We start from the raw sequence: 17665 nt of genomic DNA on the forward strand, positions 1-17665 counted from the left end.
AGCGAGGCAGGTAATTGCCTTCAAGCAAAGTATCAGTGTTATTCGTACGCAATTCTGAACGGTTTTTCGAGCACAAGTTCAATGACTTGATAGCTTACAGGTAATCCCTTTGCGGTACGCAACGTTTCATGCCGCGCCTTGGCCTGCTGTACCTCGGCGCGTGTCAGGCGCCGGCCAGTGGCGGTCTGTGCCCCGATGCCCTTGATCGAGGCCATGACCGCGGCGACATCGGGATAGTGAAATATCCGCGGGCGTAACTGCCAGTGGCAGCGCAATCCGGCGGCTTCTGCATGGCGTGCAAGATGGGCGGCGCTGGGGAAGTGGCGCACGGAATCATCCGCACGCTGCCAGGCATGGCGTACTTCCTTGAGGGTGCCGGGCCCCAAGGTATTGATGTGCGCTCGAGCGCCGGGTTTCAAGGTGCGTGACAGTTCCGCGAGCCATTGCCGAGGGCTGTCGCACCATTGCACGGCCAGGCTCGAGAACACCAGGTCCAGACTCGCATCGGCCAGTGGCAGGCGCTCGGCATCGGCGCGCAGCCAGTTCAGGCGCTCAGGGCTGCCACTCGCAAGCTCGCTCGTCTGGCGTGCGGCTTCACGCAGCATCTCAAGTGAGAGATCCAGCCCCATGCAGCAAGCCCCAGAGTAGCGCTGCGCCAGTTCGAGGGTCCAATGTCCGGGCCCACAACCGAGATCGAGCACACGGGCATCGGCCGGCAGCCGCTCAGGGAGCGAGGCGAACAGAGTGGCCGCCATGGCGTGCTGCGCCTGCGCCAGCGTGAGGTAGTCGGCAGCGCCGCGATCAAAGGCGCGGGCAACCTGCTGGCGGCTCGTGGCAGGCGTGAGCGGGGGCGTTGCAAGCTCTGCAGGCGGCACGCTGACGGCAATCGACATCTCAGGCCTCCTCGCTGATGTGCGTGACGTGGGTGGCGAGGCCCATGCGCGTGAGCAGGGCATCGGCAAGCGCCTCGGTCGCGCTCAATGGCAGGCAGTGGCCACCCTCGAATTCCGCGACCATCTGGCCCTGCGCGCGCAGCGCCGCACTCAGGCCCGGCGCCAGTAGCGGGTCCTGCTTGCCGAGCCAGAACTCGAGCGGTAACTCTGATTGAGGCGCCAGTGACATCTGGCGGCTGGCCAGTTCCGCCAGTCCTGTCGCTAGCACCGCTTCGCGACTGACGGGGTGACGACCGATCAGTTCGCGCAATTGTCTGAGGCAGTCACGCGCAGAGGCCTCACCACTGGCCTGCCAGCGCAGAAAATGTTGCCAGCTGGCGGCAGGGTTGCGCGCGAAGGCTGCGCGGAAGTCCTCCAGCACCTCTGGTGCCAGGGCGGGAATCATCTGCTCAGCTGCGGCCTGGTCGATGAAGCTTGGCCCCATGGCCAGCGAGACAAGGACGGCCGGCGCCTGCTTCTTCGCCAGCGCCTCGGCCCGCAGGGCACCCAGCGACCAGCCCAGCCACAGGGTATCGGTGCCGCCCAGTGAATAAGCTTGCGAGGCGGACGGCTCTTGTGAGTCTGTCCGCGACTCGGCTTGCGGGCCTTCTTCTGGCCAATCCGGCGCGATGATCTCCAGCGGGCAACTCTTTGCCTCGTCATCTGCCTCGTCAGCTGCCTGCTTATCTGCCTGCTCATCTGTCTCAGTGACGTGAGCGAGGCGTGCATGCAGGCAGGCGATCAAGGGCTGCCAGATGCGCGCATCGATGCCCCAGCCGCTGAACAGCACCAGACGAGTCAGCGTCATGGCGTGACTCCTTCTGGGCTGATGGTTGGGGAAGAAGAGTGGGGCTGGGCCTTTTCCGCTGCCAGTACCGCTTCGAGAGCGTCGAGCAGTACCGCGATATCCTCGGCCGTGTGCTCGGCGGAGAAGGTGAAGCGCAGGCGCGAGCTGCCGGCGGGCACCGTGGGCGGGCGGATGGCCGAGACCAGTACGCCACGCTCGCGCAGTGCCGCGCTCCAGGCCAAGGCCCGCGCCTCGCTGCCCAGAATCAGTGGCTGAATCGGGGTCAGCGCGGCAGAAGATGCCTCCCTGTCGGTTGACGACAGCCCGAGCGCGAGCCCACTGCCCGCCAGCAGATGCGTACAACCTTCACGGAACTGCTGCACGCGGGCCTGTAATCGCTCACGACGCTGCGGCTCGCGCGCGACGATATCCAGCGCCGCCAGGGTAGCGGCGGCAACATGCGGTGGTTGCGCGGTGGTGTAGATGTAGGGACGCGCCAGCTGGATCAGGCTCTCGATCAGCGCATCGCTGCCGGCGACGAAGGCGCCGCTGCTGCCGAGCGCCTTGCCCAGGGTGCTGACCAATACCGGCACGTCAGCCAGCGGGGTATCGCGCCCGACCAGGCCTTCGCCATGCACGCCCAGCACGCCCAGCCCGTGGGCATCGTCGATCATCAGCCAGGCGTTGTGCCGGGCGCAGGCCTGGCTCAGGCCCGCGATATCGGCGCAGTCGCCATCCATGCTGAACACGCCATCGCTGATCACCAGCTTGTCGTCGGCCGGGGAGCGCGCCAGCTGGCGCTCGAGGTCTTCAAGATCGCGGTGGTGGAAGCGACGCGAGCGCACGGCAGTGGTGCCGGAGGATGCCAGGCGCGCGCCGTCGAGGAGGCTGGCGTGATTGAGGCGATCATGGAATATCTCGAGGCTGCGACCGGCCTCGCGCGAGGCGCTCGCCAGCGCATCGATCACGCCCAGATTGGCCATGAAACCGGTGGAGAACAGCAACGCGCGTGGCCGCCCGGTCAGCTCGGCCAGACGAGCCTCCAGCTGGTGGTGAGCGCGCTGGTGGCCATTGACCAGATGAGCGCTGCCGCTGCCGACACCGAATTCACGCGCCGCGCGACAGCCGGCCTCGACCAGTGCCGGGTGGTTGGCCAGCCCCAGATAGTCGTTGGCGGTGAAGTTGAGCAGCGGGCACGCCTCTGCATCGGCTGCCTGCCCAGCGAGGCTGACGTGGGGGCCCTGGGGGGAATCCAGCGTCAGGCGCCGGCGATAACGGCCGGCCTGCTCACGCTGAGTGAGCAGGTCCTCCAGATGCGTGAAGCTGGCGTTTGACTGGGAGCTGGAGCGCGCGGGCGTATCGGTGGCCACGAGCGATCAGACCACCAGGCCGCAGGGCTTGCGTTCGCGCACCTGGCCTTCGCTGCTGGCGGGCGTCGCCTCGCGCGTGGCGTCATAGAACAGGCTGCCCTCGACATTGGCGCGTGCCTTTTCTTCCATGGCAGCCTTCAGGGCGGCTTCGCGCACTTCGTCTCTGGCGACTTCCTGGCGGGTCTCCGGGTGCAGGCCGAGGCGCTCGAACAGCTCGCGGTCACGGTTGGCCTGCGGGTTGCCGGTGGTCAGCAGGCGCTCGCCATAGAAGATGGAGTTGGCGCCGGCGAGGAAGGCCAGTGCCTGGGTGGAATCGTCCATCTGCTCGCGGCCGGCGGACAGGCGCACGTGGCTCTTCGGCATCATGATGCGCGCCACGGCGATGGCGCGGATGAACTCGATGGGATCGAGATCATCGACATTCTCCAGCGGCGTGCCCGCTACCTTGACCAGCATGTTGATCGGCACCGATTCCGGCTGCGGCTCCAGATTGGCCAGCTGACGCAGCAGGCCGGCACGGTCGGTGGTGGTCTCGCCCATGCCGAGGATGCCGCCGGAGCACACCTTCATGCCGGCTTCGCGCACGCTGGCCAGGGTGTCCAGGCGCTCGCTGTAGCTGCGCGTGGTGATGATCTCGCCGTAGTACTCCGGTGAGGTGTCCAGATTGTGGTTGTAGTAGTCGAGGCCGGCATCCGCGAGCTTTCTGGCCTGATCGGTATCGACCATGCCCAGCGTCATGCAGGTCTCGAGTCCCAGCGACTTCACCTGACGCACCATCTCGGTGACCACTTCGAGGTCGCGCTCACGCGGGCTCTTCCAGGCCGCACCCATGCAGAAGCGGCTGGCGCCGGCGTCCTTGGCGGCACGTGCCTGCTCGACCACCTTCTCGATCTCCATCAGCTTTTCCTTGCCAAGGCCAGTGTTGTAGTGGCCGGACTGCGGGCAGTACTTGCAGTCTTCCGGGCAGGCGCCGGTCTTGATCGACAGCAGGGTGGAGACCTGCACCGCATTCGGGTCGAAGTGCTGGCGGTGCACCTGCTGGGCACGGAACAGCAGGTCATTGAAGGGCAGGGCGAACAGCGCCTCGATTTCTGCGACGCTCCAGTCATGGCGTACCACGCTGTCATCGGCAGGCGCAGGGATATTCGTGGCTTGTGTTGTCACGCGGGAGGCTTCTACGGTCATGAGCTTGAGGTCCTTCATCAGGCGGGCAGAGCGAGAGCGCGCTGAGCCGGTCATCCGTGGGTGAGTCCGGGAGTCGGCAGCCGAGCTGGCAAGTGGCCAGTCAACGCATCGAGTAAGGTCAGGTTAACTGAGATGATAGAGTTTCCGTGGGCGCTGTCAACGATGAGAGCTCTGCTGGTTGACCACTGGCAGCTGTCGCGACCCTGCGCCTTCTGTCAGCGTCAGCTGACGACAGCCATGTCCGGCGCGACCGAACGGCAGAGCGCTTCAGTTTCACCTACCCATTCATTTTCCTCTCTAGCGACTCGCTCGCGTCATGAGCGAGAGCTGTCATCGCGCCGCGAGTGGTGCGACGCCTGCGAGGCGAGAATCGCGCGCAATCAGCATGCCTGTCCGCGTTGTGCTGAGCCTGTCGCCTCATTGGCATTGAGTCAGCAGGCCTGTGCACGGTGCCTGTCGTCACCGCCCGCCTTTGCGCGCTGCTTTGCGCCGCTGCGTTATGAAGGGCTGCTGGCGGGGCTGTTCCAGCGCTACAAGGACCAGCATCAGCGCCGCGCTGGGCGACTGCTGCGCCAACTCATGCAGCGGGAGCTCGCGCACTTCTGTCGCGAGTGGCGCCAGACGCACCCTCACGGCGCAGTGCTGCTGGTACCGGCAGACGCCTATCGTCGTCGCCAGCGCGGCCATGATGCGCTGGCGGAGCTGTGTCGCGGGCTGGGCCCCGTCATTGCTGGCCATCCGCAGGATATGGCGCGGGTGCGCGACAGGCGCATGCCGCACGAGGCGTCAGTCGCGGTGGCCAGGGCAGCGCCGGATCAGCGCCTGCGGGATAGGCGCGGGCGTCTGAAAGCGCAGCGTGGGCGTTATGACATTGACGGCCTATTGCCCGAGCACGTGCTGCTGATCGATGACGTCATGACCAGTGGTGCGACGCTCGACAGTCTTGCTCAGGCCTGCCTGCGAGCCGGTGCCCGTGAGGTCGATGCCTGCGTGCTGGCGCGGACTCCCCTGGCCTTGCGCGGGGCGCTGTGACCCGCAAACGCGACACGAAGTAGAGCTGCCCGACACATGCCGCCGGGGCTGAGCCTCGAAACGGGCGTTGAGCTCAGCGGGCAGGCGGGGTCAATCAGGGAGAAGACTGGCGTGCAGAGGGTCTAATCTCATAGCATGCAAGGTCCGGCAGCCGTTTGCTGGTCCATGCCCGAGGAATTGCCATGCCTATTGATCCTGTTTCCCCCGATGACTCGCAATCTTCCGGCACCTCGCGCGAGTTGGATGCGCGCTCCAATGGCAACACCTGGTCGACGACATCCGCGCCAGAGGGCCATGGAGACACGCGTGTTCATCCCTTCGATGCTCTCGCGCCGGACCGTGTCGTGGCCGCTGTCGAATCGCTGGGCTTCTGGTTGCCCGGCGAGCCGTTCGCGCTGAACAGTTACGAGAATCGTGTCTACCATCTCGCCGATGATGACCGACGCCGCTGGGTGGCCAAGTTCTATCGCCCCGAGCGCTGGAGCCGTGCCCAGATGCTCGAGGAGCACGCCTTCTTGGCCGAGCTGGATGAGGCCGGTGTTCCGGGCGCCCCCGCGTGGGCGAACGAGGCCGGCGAGACGCTGCATCGATTCGAAGGCTTCGACTTCGCTCTCTTCCCGCATGTGGTGGGGCGCGCGCCGGAGCTTGAATCTGCCGAGCACCTCTATCAGCTGGGTGAGCTGATCGGTCGCGTGCACGCGGTGGGGCGCAAGAGCGCGTTTCGCGAGCGGGAGACGCTCTCGCCGCTGCGGATTCTCGAAGAGAGCTGCGCCAGCGTACTGGCCTCCGACTGGCTGAGTGAGCGCCAGCGCGACAGCTACCAGCGCGTCATCGAGGCACTGCGCCCGTTGGTCGCGGAGCAGAGCTGGCCGGAAAGCGCCCTGATTCGTACCCACGGCGACTGCCACATCGGCAACATGCTGGGGCGTGATGACAGCTTCGCGCTGGTCGACTTCGATGACTGCCTGAGCGCCCCGGCGGTGCAGGACCTGTGGATGCTGTTGACCGGTCAGAGCGACCCGGAGCTGCACATGCAGCTGTCCGAAGTGCTGGAGGGCTACGAGCAGCATTGTGAGTTCAATCGCAGCGAGCTCAAGTGGATCGAGACCCTGCGCACACTGCGCATGGTGCGTCACAGCGCCTGGGTGGTGCGGCGCTGGTCGGACCCCGCCTTCCCGCAGGCCTTCTCGCACGTGGCAAGCCTGGGCTACTGGGATGACCACATTCGCAGCCTGGAACAGCAGCGCGTCGCGCTGTCTGCGCCGCGTTGGCTGGCCTAGCGGTCGCGACATGGCCTGGCAGTCGTGAAATGGCCTGGCAGTCGTGACATGACCTGAAGGTCGTCGCGAGGCCTGAGCCCCTTTGGCGAAGTGAGTGACATCGCCCCTTCATGCGCCCCCATCGGTTACCGATGGGGGCGCATGTGTTGCACGGATACGACAATCGCGTGAACAGACCTGCGTTGACGGCATGCCTGAGGTAGAATCTGGCCCTGACATTGAACACGAAGTTATACGATTTCTTGCCATCTGATCGCTTGTGTATGACTTTTGTGCTTTACCCCTGCTATGCGTGCGCTAGTGCGCGCCCCTGACCGATACCATAGGCAGACGGATGACCGAAGAGATTGCCAACCACTACCGCCAGATCATCACCGCGTTGGGTGAGGATCCAGAGCGTGAGGGCCTGCTGGATACGCCCAAGCGCGCGGCCAAGGCCATGCAGTACCTGACTCATGGCTATCAACAGTCGTTGGAGGAGATCGTCAACGGCGCTGTCTTCACCTCCGATACGGACGAGATGGTACTGGTCAAGGACATCGAGCTTTACTCGATGTGCGAGCATCACCTGCTGCCGTTCATCGGCAAGTGCCACATCGCCTATCTGCCGTCTGGCAAGGTGCTCGGTCTGTCCAAGTTCGCGCGTATCGTCGACATGTATTCGCGACGCATGCAGATTCAGGAAAACCTCACCAAACAGATCGCCGAGGCCGTTCAGCAGGTCACCGGTGCACGTGGTGTGGCCGTCGTGGTCGAAGCGCGTCACATGTGCATGATGATGCGTGGGGTGGAAAAGCAGAATTCCAGCATGAAGACGTCCGTGATGCTGGGCGCCTTCCGCGACAATCAGCCGACCCGTCAGGAATTCCTGACGTTGATCAGCTGACAGCAGAGTGAAGACGCCGCCTTTCGAGGCGGCGTTCTTGTCTGGGAGTCATCTCGCGCGTTTCCCTTGATCAGGAGTCCCTGCCGATGCCGATGCATGCCTTGCACGATGAACATCTCGATCACGACCTCGCCACCATTCGCATCAAGAATCTGCGCCTGAGAACCTATATCGGGATCAATGAAGACGAGATCCAGAACCGCCAGGATGTCGTGATCAACGTGGTGATCCGCTATCGCGCGGCACGCGCCGTGCAGTTCAATCACATCAGTGAAGCGCTCAATTACCGTACCATCACCAAGCAGTTGATCCGTCATGTCGAGGAAGGGCGCTTCGCGCTGCTCGAACGCATGACCCGTGAGGTGTTGGATATCGTGATGGCGCACGAACAGGTGCTGACGGCGCAGGTCGAGATCGACAAGCCGCATGCCTTGCGCTTCTCTGACTCGGTGTCCGTCACCCTGTCGGACAGTCGCGAAGCGCATGACTAGTCGCCCCGGGCAGGCGTTGAGAAGCTCAGGTGTCGAGAAGCTCAGGTGTCGAGAAGCTCAGATATCGAGAAAGTCAGATGTCGAGAAGCTCACATATCGAGAAAGTCAGGCGCAGAAGTCTGAAGAGTCGGGAGACATGATGTGATCGGGGAAATCATCCATTTCGATGATGCAGAACAGCAGGGCACCATTCGGGACGAGAAGGGCGGTGAGCACGCCTTCGATCTGGTCGGCTGGCGCGGGCGTGGCTTGCCGGGGCCGGGGCTGGCGGTGGACTTCGAGCTTCGCGACGGGCGTGCAGTGCAGGTCTTCAATGCGCGAATCAAGCAGCAGAAGGCGCGGCGAGTCGTCTCGATGCCGCCCGAGAGCGAGGCCGGCGAGGCGCCCGGGCCCAAGGCCGACGCCGCCAGGCCGGCAACGCGCAAGCGCTGGTGGCTCGCCGGGCTGGCCATCGTGGTACTAGTACTGGCAGGGTTGTGGATCTAGCGCCACGCCCGCATCTAGGCTATATCAGGTTAGTCTTGAGTAGTCTCGGTTAGCCGGGAATCACTGCCTTGACCCACAAGCACGCCTCGGGAGTCTTTATGGAACATCTCAACGATACCAGTCTGTTTCGTCCATTTGCCTATATCGACGGTGGCTGGGTAGCCGCGGATTCCGGCGAGCAGATCGAGGTCGACAATCCTGCCACCGGCGAGATCATCGGCCGCGTGCCTCGGCTGGGTTACGCCGAGACCGAACGCGCCATCGAGGCGGCGCAGCACTCCTTCGCGGACTGGAAGGAGACGCCGGCGCTGGAGCGCGCTGACATCCTGATGAAGTGGTACGCCTTGATGCTGGAGCACAAGGATGATCTGGCGCAGATCATGACGCTGGAGCAGGGCAAGCCCCTCGCCGAAGCCGCCGGTGAAATCCAGTACGCGGCCAGCTTCCTGCGCTGGTTCGCCGAAGAAGGACAGCGCGTGTATGGCGATACCATCCCGGCCGCCAAGCGTGACCAGCGCATCCTGGTGCTCAAGCAGCCGGTCGGGGTAGTGGGGGCGATCACGCCGTGGAACTTCCCGGCCTCGATGATTACCCGCAAGGCGGGCGCCGCGCTGGCCGCGGGCTGTCCGATCGTGGTCAAGCCGGCCAGCCAGACGCCGTTCTCGGCGCTGGCGCTGGCGGTGCTGGCGGAGCGCGCTGGCGTGCCGCGCGGCGTCTTCAATGTCGTGCCGGGCTCGGCCAAGGACATCGCCAAGGCGATGACCGATTCCAGCATCGTGCGCAAGGTGACTTTCACCGGCTCCACGGAAGTCGGGCGTGGCCTGATGGCAAATGCCGCGCAGCATATCCAGAAGATCTCGCTGGAGCTTGGCGGCAACGCGCCCTTCCTGGTGTTCGAAGACGCCGATCTCGATGCGGCGGTGGAAGGCGCGATGGCAGCCAAGTTCCGCAATGCGGGTCAGACCTGCGTCTGCACCAATCGCTTCCTGGTGCAGTCCAGCGTGGTCAATGCCTTCAGCGAGAAGCTGGCTGCTGCCATGAACGCCGAGCTGACCGTGGGCAATGGTTTGGAAGAGGGCGTCAAGGTCGGCCCGTTGATCGATGGCGACGCCGTCGAGAAGGTCGCCGAGCACGTGCAGGATGCCCTCGACAAGGGTGCCGAACTGCTGTTGGGCGGCCATCCGCATCCGCTGGGGGGCAGCTTCTTCACGCCGACCCTGATCTCGCAGGTGACGCCGGAGATGAAGGTCGCCCGTGAGGAAACCTTCGGTCCGCTGGCGGCGATCTTCCCCTTCGAGAGCGAGGAAGAGGCGATCGAGATGGCCAACGACACCGAATTCGGCTTGGCCAGCTATTTCTACAGCAGCGACCTCAAGCGTGTCTGGCGCGTCTCGGAAGGTCTGGACTACGGCATGGTCGGTATCAATACCGGGCTGATCTCCAACGCCGCGGCGCCCTTTGGTGGCACCAAGGCATCGGGGCTGGGCCGTGAAGGCTCCAAGTATGGCCTCGAGGAATACATGGAAACCAAGTATCTGTGTCTCTCACTTGGCTGAACCATCGTCAGTGGGTCTGCGCTGTCGATCTTTGCTTGAGTCTTGCATCCTTGAGCTTTGTCTCCTGTAACTTTGCATCTTCGAACGTTGCATCGCTGATTGATGGCCAGCGCTCGAGGCAATGATCGGACACGCCATCAGCTGGCAAAAAGCCCGCCCGGGAAACCGGGCGGGCTTTTTCGTGCATGCATTTATCCCACCTGTCTGCGCCGAGTGTGCCTGCAATTTGCCTATGGAATTTTCGCTGCTGATGAGAGAGCGGCATGCGCGTCGCGACAAGAGGCGCATGAGTCATTGGTCGTAGAGATGGAGTGGCTCGAGGATCGATGGCGCTGCGCGTGTCAGACCAAAGCGGTATATCGCGGCCTTTTGGCGCAGATCAGGGCCAAAGACAGCTGTGCTTTGTCGGCATTCTCTTACTTGTGGATATGCTTATTTACGCTACAGTCAAAGAGCGGGACCTGTGGTGATAGTCTTCAAGGATTGAAGACAGGGCGAGTGGCGTGGCGGACGCGACTCGCCCTTTTTTATTGCCGGATTTCTGATCTCGGGTTTGGATCTCTGATCTCGGGTTCGGATCTCGGATCTTGGCTCTCGCGCCGCAACCCTCATGCCGCAACGCTCACTTCCCAGCCCCCCATCTCAGTCCTCACTTCTCGGCTCGCATGTCTCACCCCAGTGGCGAAAGCCCCATGCCCGCCACCAGGCCTTCCAGTGCATGCCGCCCGGCAATCGAGTTGCCGTAGCCGTCCAGGCGTGGTGACCAGACGCAGATGCTCATCTGTCCCGGCAGGATGGCGATGATGCCACCGCCGACGCCACTCTTGCCCGGCAGCCCCACTCGCCAGGCGAAGTCGCCTGCCGCGTCGTAAAGCCCGCATGTCAGCAGCAACGCATTGAGCTGGCGTGTCTCTAGCGGCGAGACCACTTCCTTGCCATCCAGCGGATTGACGCCGCGATTGGCGAGGAAGGCGAAGCTGCGCGCCAGTTCCACACAGTTCATCGACACCGAACAGCTGTGGAAGTAGGTATCCAGCAGGTCATCCACATCGGAATGCACATTGCCGTAGGCCTGCATCAGATAGGCCAGCGAGGCGTTGCGCGCCTTGTGGTCCATTTCCGAGCGCGCGACCTTTTCATCGAAGCCGATATCGTCGCTGCCGGACAGACGCCTGAGCTGCTCACGCAGAGTGTTCTGGATCGAGACGATGCGCGATACCAGCAGGTCGGTGATCAGCAGGGCACCGGCATTGATGAAGGGATTGCGCGGGATGCCGTTCTCGACCTCCAGCTGCATGATCGAGTTGAAGGCCTGGCCGGAAGGCTCACGGCCGACACGCGACCAGATCTCGTCGCTCTCCAGGCGCTGCATCGCCAGTACTAGCGCATGCACCTTGGAGATCGACTGGATCGAGAAGCGGGTATGCGCGCTGCCGGCGTACTGGACACGGCCATCCACATGGCAGACGGCGATGCCGAACTGGTCAGGGTCGACCTGCGCCAGGGCCGGGATATAGTCCGCGACCTTGCCCTCGTTGAAGCAGCGGCTGGCATCATCGGACAGGCGTTCGAGCAGTGTCTGGAGAGCATCGGGGTCGAGTGGCGGCGTCATGGCAACCTTGAAGCAGCGGTAGAGGGAAAAGGGCGCGTAGCTGGCCGAGCCATCGTGACGACGGCGCCATCGGGCATCAGGCCGAGAGTGGCGCGAGGGGCCGGCAGGGCATTCTAGCGGATATGACCGCAGCTGGCGCGCTCGATGCCGCTGGCAGGGTGTACCGTCAGGCCGGCTCAATCGCGTGATAGTTGACGCTTATCAGCCAGGTAGTGCAAAGTGATTTCTACATGCAGTTGAGAATCGTTATTATTGCTTCATCAAGGCAGCATGCAGTTGCCTGACCCCATGACATGCGACGCGCTGAGGCTCAGCGTCTCGCTGAGTAGACCGCCCGGAGGGCAGCCAACATGATCAAGACATTGACCTTTGCCAGCATGCACTTCTCCATCGCCTTCGGTGTCACCTACCTGCTGACCGGCGATATCGTGGTCGGCGGCCTGGTCGCCATCGTCGAGCCGGCGGTCAACACCGTCGCCTTCTTCTTCCACGAGAAGGTCTGGAACCGTGTCACCGCGCGCCGCCAGCAGGCTGCTGAGAGCGAGGCGAACTCGCGAAACGCCATGAGCGGGGCGGCGCTGGCGGGCTGAGGCTGCTTGCGCGTGGCAGGGATGCGCCGCAGAATCGAGCGACCTTTTCCCGGAGCTCCCCATGCCGAAGCTTGCCCCTCGCGCCGCCCGTTTCTCTCTTCCTGCCAGGGCCTCTTGTCCTGCCCAGCCCTCTCATCCTGCCCGCGCCCGCCAACGTCCTCTCGTCCAGGGGGCGTTGGCGTTGCTGCTGGGGCTTGCCGGCAGCCTGGCTGGCCTCGAGGCCGTGGCCGCCGACGAGACGCGTGATTATCACTACAGCGACGCCCACCTGCACTTCGTGGACTTCTTCCAGCAGGGTGATGGTCTGGGGGCCTTGCTGGATGCCATGGACGAGGCACAGGTCGATCACGCCCTGGTCACGGGCATTGGCGTCGCCAAGAAATGGCAGCAGGACGCGCCCAAGAAGCCACGTTACTACATGGGCGATGATGCGCCGGTCTACTGGTATTCCGGTACCGACTACATCCTGGCCGAGGCGCTGACTCGCGCGCCCGAGCCGGTACAGGCGCGTTTCTCGCCGTTCATCACCGGCTTCAACCCCACCGATCTGAACGCTGCCGACGAGATTCGCCAGCTGATGGCGATCTATCCCGGCTTCTGGAAAGGCATCGGGGAGGTCTTCACGCGCCATGACGACCTGACGCGCCTGACCGAAGGCGAGACGCCGCGCGCCAATCATCCGGCCTTGATGAAGGTCTATGCGCTGGCGGCGGAGAAGGGGCTGCCGGTGATGGTGCATTCCAACATCACCAGCAAGCGGGAAGGGCATGAGGGCCTGTATCTCGAGGAATTCGAGAGTGCGGTGCGCGACAATCCGGACACGACCTTCATCTGGGCACACGCCGGGACCAGTGCCGAGCTCAATCGCCGTCTGGGGCGCATGACCTGGCTGCACGGCGAGATCGAGCGCATGCTGGAAACCTATCCCAACCTGAATATCGACCTGTCCTGGTCGGTGCTGGAACCCTACCTGCTGGATGATGAAGGGCAGCCGCGCTCGCGTTGGGTGGCGCTGGTCGAGCGCTTCCCGCAGCGCTTCGTGCTCGGCAGTGATGTGGTAGGGCGCTTCGGCTCGGTGGGCGATATCCTCGCCAGCTATACGCCCTTCCTCGATGCGCTGTCGCCACAGGCGGCGCGCAATGTGGCGCGCGACAACTTCCTGCGCTGGGTCAACCTGCCGGTTGAATGACCGCGTTTCTTGTCAGATGCGCATGAAAAAGCCCCCGCCAGCATGTCGCTGGCGGGGGCTTTTTGCGTGGGCGCCAGCTTAGGCGCCCGTGCAGGTCAGCGTTATCTGATCAGTGACGGAAGTGACGCATGCCGGTGAAGACCATGGCGATGCCGGCTTCGTTGGCCGCATCGATGACTTCCTGATCGCGCATGGAGCCACCCGGCTGGATGACGGCAGTGATGCCGGCCGCCGCAGCGGCGTCGATGCCGTCGCGGAACGGGAAGAAGGCATCGGAGGCCATCACGGAGCCCGGCACTTCCAGACCTTCATCGGCGGCCTTGATGCCGGCGATCTTGGCGGAGTACACACGGCTCATCTGGCCGGCGCCCACACCGATGGTCTGGCCATCCTTGATGTAGACGATGGCGTTGGACTTGACGAACTTGGCCACTTTCCAGGCGAAGGTCAGGTCGTTGAGTTCCTGCTCGCTCGGCGCACGCTCGGTGACGACCTTGAGCTCATCGCGACCGACCATGCCCTGGTCGCGGTCCTGGACTAGCAGACCGCCGGTGACACGCTTGAAGTCGTGACCGCCGGTACGTTCGGCCGCCCAGGCATCCGCGACGTCGAGCAGGCGCACATTGGCCTTGGTGGCGACGATGGCCGCCGCCTCTTCACTGATGCCCGGGGCGATGATCACCTCGACGAACTGACGCGAGACGATCGCCTGCGCGGTCTCGGCGTCCAGCGGCACGTTGAAGGCGATGATGCCGCCGAAGGCGCTGGTCGGGTCGGTCTGGAAGGCACGCTCGTAGGCGGCCAGGGCAGACTCGCCGATGGCGACGCCACACGGGTTGGCGTGCTTGACGATGACACAGGCGGTCTCGTCGAAGGCCTTGACGCACTCGAAGGCGGCATCGGTGTCGGCGACGTTGTTGTAGGACAACGCCTTGCCCTGCACCTGCACGGCCGTGGCGACGCTGGCCTCGGTGGCACCGTCCTCGACGTAGAAGGCCGCCTTCTGGTGCGGGTTCTCGCCGTAACGCATGTCCTGCTTCTTGCTCAGGCTGACGTTGTACTGACGCGGCAGGCCTTCGCTGCCGCCTTCGACACGCTGGCCCAGCCAGTTGGCGATGGCGCCATCGTAGGCAGCGGTGTGCTCAAAGGCGGCCACGGCCAGATCGAAGCGCGCGCCATCGCTGACGGCGTTGTCGTTGGCATCCATCTCGGCGATCACGCGGTCATAATCCGAGGCGTTGACGACGATGGTGGTGTGGGCGTGGTTCTTGGCGCAGGAGCGTACCATGGTCGGGCCGCCGATATCGATGTTCTCGATGGCGTCTTCCAGCGAGCAATCCGGGTTGGCCACGGTAGCGGCGAACGGGTACAGATTGACGATGACCATGTCGATGGGGTCGATGCCGTGCTCGGCCATCACCGCATCATCCTGGCCGCGACGGCCGAGAATGCCACCGTGGATCTTCGGGTGCAGGGTCTTGACCCGGCCATCCATCATTTCCGGGAAACCGGTGTGCTCGGACACTTCCGTGACGGCAAGGCCGTTGTCCTTGAGCAGGCGGAAGGTACCGCCAGTGGACAGCAGGGCGACGCCGCGGGCGTCCAGGGCACGAGCGAATTCGACGATTCCGGTCTTGTCGGAAACACTCAGAAGGGCGCGACGGATGGCTTGGGGCTTGGCTTGCATGATGCTCCACTCGTGGATCAACAAAAAGACGCCGGGGCACCTGTAAAGGTGCCCCGGCGGGGTCAGATCAGATCAAACTGCTTGAGCTTCTTGCGCAGTGTGCCTCGGTTGAGGCCCAGCATGTCGGCGGCGCGGGTCTGGTTGCCCTGCGCGTGCGCCATCACTGCCTCCAGCAGCGGCGCCTCGACCTCGGCCATCACCATGGCATGCAGGTCGGTGACCTGCTCGCCATCCAGGTGGGCGAAGTAGCGCGCCATGGAGTGCTCGACGGCCTCGCGCAGGGTCTGATGGTGCCGCACGGGCGTCATCAGGGTGGCCTGGCTTGCGTCGTCGGGTGAAAGAGGGTGCCTGCTGGTCATGCTGCGTGACTTCCTTGCGTCTCGGTGCGGGCGATGCCTTCCGGCTCGCCGAACAGGCGGGTCAGGAACTGGCGCTGTTGTTCCGGCTCCTCGAGGGGATTGAAGTGGCGCTTGAGCTCACTGCCATCCTCCCGCGTCGCCAGATACCAGCCCACATGCTTGCGCGCGATGCGCGTTCCCATGTAGTCACCGTAGAATTCGTACAGGGCCTCGAGGTGGGTGCGCATCACGAGGGCGCGCTCCGCATCGCTCGGGCCACAGGCTACCTGGCCGGTGGCCAGGTAGTGATTGATCTCGCGGAAGATCCAGGGATTGCCCTGGGCCGCACGGCCGATCATCACGGCGTCGGCGCCCGTATAGTCAAGCACATGTCGCGCCTTCTCGCCGCTGTCGATATCGCCATTGGCGAAGACCGGAATCGACACCGCGGCCTTCACGGCGGCGATGGTGTCGTATTCGGCCTCACAGGTATATTTCTGCTGGCGAGTGCGACCATGCACGGACAGCGCCTGGATGCCGGCGTTTTCGGCCATGCGCGCGATGGCGATGGCGTTGCGCGTTTCTTCGCACCAGCCGGTGCGCATCTTGAGCGTGACCGGCACGTCCACGGCGCGTACCACGGCATCGAGAATCTCGCCGACGAGCTTCTCGTCGCGCATCAGGGCAGAACCGGCGGCCTTGTTGCAGACCTTCTTGGCCGGGCAGCCCATGTTGATGTCGATGATCTCGGCGCCCATCTCGGCGTTGAGCGCCGCGGCCTCGGCCAGCATGGCGGCATCACCGCCGGCGATCTGCACGGCACGCGGGCCGGGTTCGCCGGCATGGTTCATGCGTGTACGTGACTTGACGGTATTCCACAGCCGCTTGTCACTGGTCACCATCTCCGATACCACCAACCCGGCGCCCAGCTCACGACATTGCTGTCGGAACGGGCGATCGGTGACACCGGCCATCGGGGCCAGAATCACGCGATTGGGAAGCTGATGTACGCCGATGCGGGGCAGGTCGGCGGGAAGCGGGGTATCGGTCATGGGTCTCGTGTCATGCGAGTGGTGTCAGGCGCGCGAGCCGCTGTCGTTTCAGGGATTTGCGGGGGCGTCATGATACCTAGAGCGCCGCAGGGTTTGAAGGGCTATTTCATCCACAATGCGTCGCGGATGCGTTCTCCCTGCGCGGCTGCGGCGCTCATGGCATGGCTCATGGCGTGGCTCAGCCCATCAGTGGACGCTGACCATTGAGGCGTACCCAGCCATCGCGCTCGGTGGGCTCTTCCATGATCAGGCCGGCTTCACGATAGGCGTCGAGCACCTCTCCCGCCTGGGGCGCGAGAATGCCGGAGAGCGCCAACAGGCCACCCGGGGCGACGCTGCCCGCGATCTGCGGAGCCAGTTCGACCAGCGGGCCGGCCAGGATGTTGGCGACCACGATCTGATAGCCCGCGTCCGGCAGGCGGTCCGGGTAGCACAGGGTCAGCTGATCGCTGACGTCATTGCGCTGGGCGTTCTCACGCGAGGCCTGCAGCGCCTGCGGGTCGATATCGGTGCCCAGCGCATCTACCGCGCCGAGCTTGAGCGCGGCGATGGCGAGAATGCCGGAGCCGCAGCCGAAGTCGAGCAAGCTGTGCTGGGCGAGCTTGCCATCGACGGCCAGCCCATCGAGCCATTCCAGGCACAGGGCGGTGGTCGGATGGGTGCCGGTGCCGAAGGCCAGGCCGGGGTCGAGCATCAGGTTGACGGCGTCCTGCTCCGGCGCATCGTGCCAGCTGGGCACGATCCACAGGCGCTGGCCCATCTTGAGCGGCTCGAAGCCGTCCATCCATTCACGGGCCCAGTCACGGTCCTCGAGAATCTCGACCTCGATCTCTGGGCAGGGCTCATCGGGAATCAGCGCCGCCCAGCCGGCCTTGACCCGCTCGCGCATGGCCTCGATGCCTTCGGTACCATCCCAGAGGCCAGTGAGGACAGTCTCGCTCCACAGCGGCGTGCTGCCGAGGTCCGGTTCGAACAGCGGTTGGTCTTCAGCATCCTGTAGCGTGATGGCGCAGGCGCCTTCTTCCATCAGCAGATGCTCGAGAATCTCGGCGTGGTCGGGGGCGATACGCGCCTTGAGTTGCAGCCAGGACATGGTGACTCCTGTCGATGGGCGATAAGAAAGGGGAGGAGGGCACAGACGACAGAAGGGCAGCCGAGGCCACCCTTCTGTCGTGCGTCTATCGGCAACCAG

Annotated in this window: 18 protein-coding genes; 8 read left to right on the forward strand and 10 right to left on the reverse strand. The window is 64.1% G+C overall.

Annotation, left to right across the window (positions count from 1 at the left end):
• Positions 1 to 38: 38 nt before the first annotated feature.
• Genes R1T44_RS05565 through bioB form a run of 4 tightly spaced genes read right to left on the reverse strand, consistent with a single transcriptional unit; the run spans position 39 to position 4274 of the window.
• The gene (locus tag R1T44_RS05565; RefSeq protein ID WP_317292757.1) at positions 39 to 893 is read right to left on the reverse strand and encodes a methyltransferase domain-containing protein; all 855 of its coding nucleotides are present in this window, start codon (positions 891 to 893) and stop codon (positions 39 to 41) included.
• A 1-nt stretch (position 894) separates the two neighbouring features.
• Positions 895 to 1740, reverse strand: coding sequence for an alpha/beta fold hydrolase (locus R1T44_RS05570; protein WP_317292758.1), 846 nt, complete (start codon positions 1738 to 1740; stop codon positions 895 to 897).
• Positions 1737 to 3089, reverse strand: a complete 1353-nt coding sequence (locus tag R1T44_RS05575; protein ID WP_317292759.1) for an aminotransferase class I/II-fold pyridoxal phosphate-dependent enzyme — start codon at positions 3087 to 3089, stop codon at positions 1737 to 1739. Before R1T44_RS05575 ends, R1T44_RS05570 begins: the two co-directional genes overlap by 4 nt.
• 6 nt (positions 3090 to 3095) lie before the next feature.
• On the reverse strand, positions 3096 to 4274 hold the full coding sequence (bioB, locus tag R1T44_RS05580) for a biotin synthase BioB (protein ID WP_317292760.1): 1179 nt from the start codon (positions 4272 to 4274) through the stop codon (positions 3096 to 3098).
• 420 nt (positions 4275 to 4694) lie between these two features.
• Here bioB and R1T44_RS05585 point away from each other — a divergent pair, with 420 nt between their 5' ends.
• The 6 genes from R1T44_RS05585 to R1T44_RS05610 all read left to right on the forward strand — a co-directional run bounded on the left by R1T44_RS05585 (position 4695) and on the right by R1T44_RS05610 (position 10005).
• Positions 4695 to 5306 carry a ComF family protein gene (locus tag R1T44_RS05585; protein WP_317292761.1) on the forward strand — a complete coding sequence of 204 codons (612 nt, stop codon included), beginning with the start codon at positions 4695 to 4697 and terminating at the stop codon, positions 5304 to 5306.
• Between the two features lie 182 nt (positions 5307 to 5488).
• Complete coding sequence (locus tag R1T44_RS05590) at positions 5489 to 6586, forward strand: serine/threonine protein kinase (RefSeq protein ID WP_317292762.1); 1098 nt, start codon at positions 5489 to 5491, stop codon at positions 6584 to 6586.
• Positions 6587 to 6920: 334 nt separating this feature from the next.
• Positions 6921 to 7472 carry a GTP cyclohydrolase I FolE gene (gene folE / locus R1T44_RS05595; protein ID WP_043332418.1) on the forward strand — a complete coding sequence of 184 codons (552 nt, stop codon included), beginning with the start codon at positions 6921 to 6923 and terminating at the stop codon, positions 7470 to 7472.
• A gap of 86 nt (positions 7473 to 7558) precedes the next feature.
• Positions 7559 to 7963, forward strand: coding sequence for a dihydroneopterin triphosphate 2'-epimerase (gene folX / locus R1T44_RS05600; protein ID WP_175088383.1), 405 nt, complete (start codon positions 7559 to 7561; stop codon positions 7961 to 7963).
• Between the two features lie 141 nt (positions 7964 to 8104).
• The gene (locus R1T44_RS05605; RefSeq protein WP_317292763.1) at positions 8105 to 8449 is read left to right on the forward strand and encodes a hypothetical protein; all 345 of its coding nucleotides are present in this window, start codon (positions 8105 to 8107) and stop codon (positions 8447 to 8449) included.
• 98 nt (positions 8450 to 8547) lie between these two features.
• Positions 8548 to 10005, forward strand: coding sequence for an NAD-dependent succinate-semialdehyde dehydrogenase (locus R1T44_RS05610; RefSeq protein WP_317292764.1), 1458 nt, complete (start codon positions 8548 to 8550; stop codon positions 10003 to 10005).
• Between the two features lie 7 nt (positions 10006 to 10012).
• Here R1T44_RS05610 and R1T44_RS05615 read toward each other — a convergent pair whose 3' ends face one another.
• Both R1T44_RS05615 and glsB read right to left on the reverse strand, forming a co-directional pair.
• On the reverse strand, positions 10013 to 10192 hold the full coding sequence (locus R1T44_RS05615) for a hypothetical protein (RefSeq protein ID WP_317292765.1): 180 nt from the start codon (positions 10190 to 10192) through the stop codon (positions 10013 to 10015).
• Positions 10193 to 10675: 483 nt separating this feature from the next.
• Complete coding sequence (gene glsB / locus R1T44_RS05620) at positions 10676 to 11617, reverse strand: glutaminase B (RefSeq protein ID WP_054555045.1); 942 nt, start codon at positions 11615 to 11617, stop codon at positions 10676 to 10678.
• Between the two features lie 350 nt (positions 11618 to 11967).
• Between glsB and R1T44_RS05625 the strand changes: the two genes are divergently transcribed.
• Together R1T44_RS05625 and R1T44_RS05630 are read left to right on the forward strand one after the other, a co-directional pair.
• Positions 11968 to 12207, forward strand: a complete 240-nt coding sequence (locus tag R1T44_RS05625; RefSeq protein ID WP_043331997.1) for a DUF2061 domain-containing protein — start codon at positions 11968 to 11970, stop codon at positions 12205 to 12207.
• Positions 12208 to 12268: 61 nt separating this feature from the next.
• Complete coding sequence (locus R1T44_RS05630) at positions 12269 to 13396, forward strand: amidohydrolase family protein (protein ID WP_317292766.1); 1128 nt, start codon at positions 12269 to 12271, stop codon at positions 13394 to 13396.
• Positions 13397 to 13505: 109 nt separating this feature from the next.
• Here the strand turns inward: R1T44_RS05630 and purH are convergent, their stop codons facing one another.
• From purH to prmA, 4 genes are all read right to left on the reverse strand, one after another.
• A complete protein-coding gene (gene purH, locus R1T44_RS05635) occupies positions 13506 to 15083 on the reverse strand; it encodes a bifunctional phosphoribosylaminoimidazolecarboxamide formyltransferase/IMP cyclohydrolase (protein WP_107335370.1) in 1578 nt (525 codons plus the stop codon).
• A gap of 62 nt (positions 15084 to 15145) precedes the next feature.
• Positions 15146 to 15442: a DNA-binding transcriptional regulator Fis gene (fis, locus tag R1T44_RS05640; protein WP_043331993.1), complete on the reverse strand. Its 297-nt coding sequence runs from the start codon at positions 15440 to 15442 to the stop codon at positions 15146 to 15148.
• Positions 15439 to 16473 (reverse strand): tRNA dihydrouridine synthase DusB, encoded by a 1035-nt coding sequence (gene dusB / locus R1T44_RS05645; RefSeq protein ID WP_317292767.1) that lies wholly within the window; start codon positions 16471 to 16473, stop codon positions 15439 to 15441. Before dusB ends, fis begins: the two co-directional genes overlap by 4 nt.
• 178 nt (positions 16474 to 16651) lie before the next feature.
• Positions 16652 to 17566 (reverse strand): 50S ribosomal protein L11 methyltransferase, encoded by a 915-nt coding sequence (prmA, locus tag R1T44_RS05650; RefSeq protein WP_317292768.1) that lies wholly within the window; start codon positions 17564 to 17566, stop codon positions 16652 to 16654.
• Between the last annotated feature and the right edge of the window lie 99 nt (positions 17567 to 17665).

The organism is Cobetia amphilecti, from assembly GCF_032923285.1.
Lineage (GTDB): Bacteria > Pseudomonadota > Gammaproteobacteria > Pseudomonadales > Halomonadaceae > Cobetia > Cobetia amphilecti.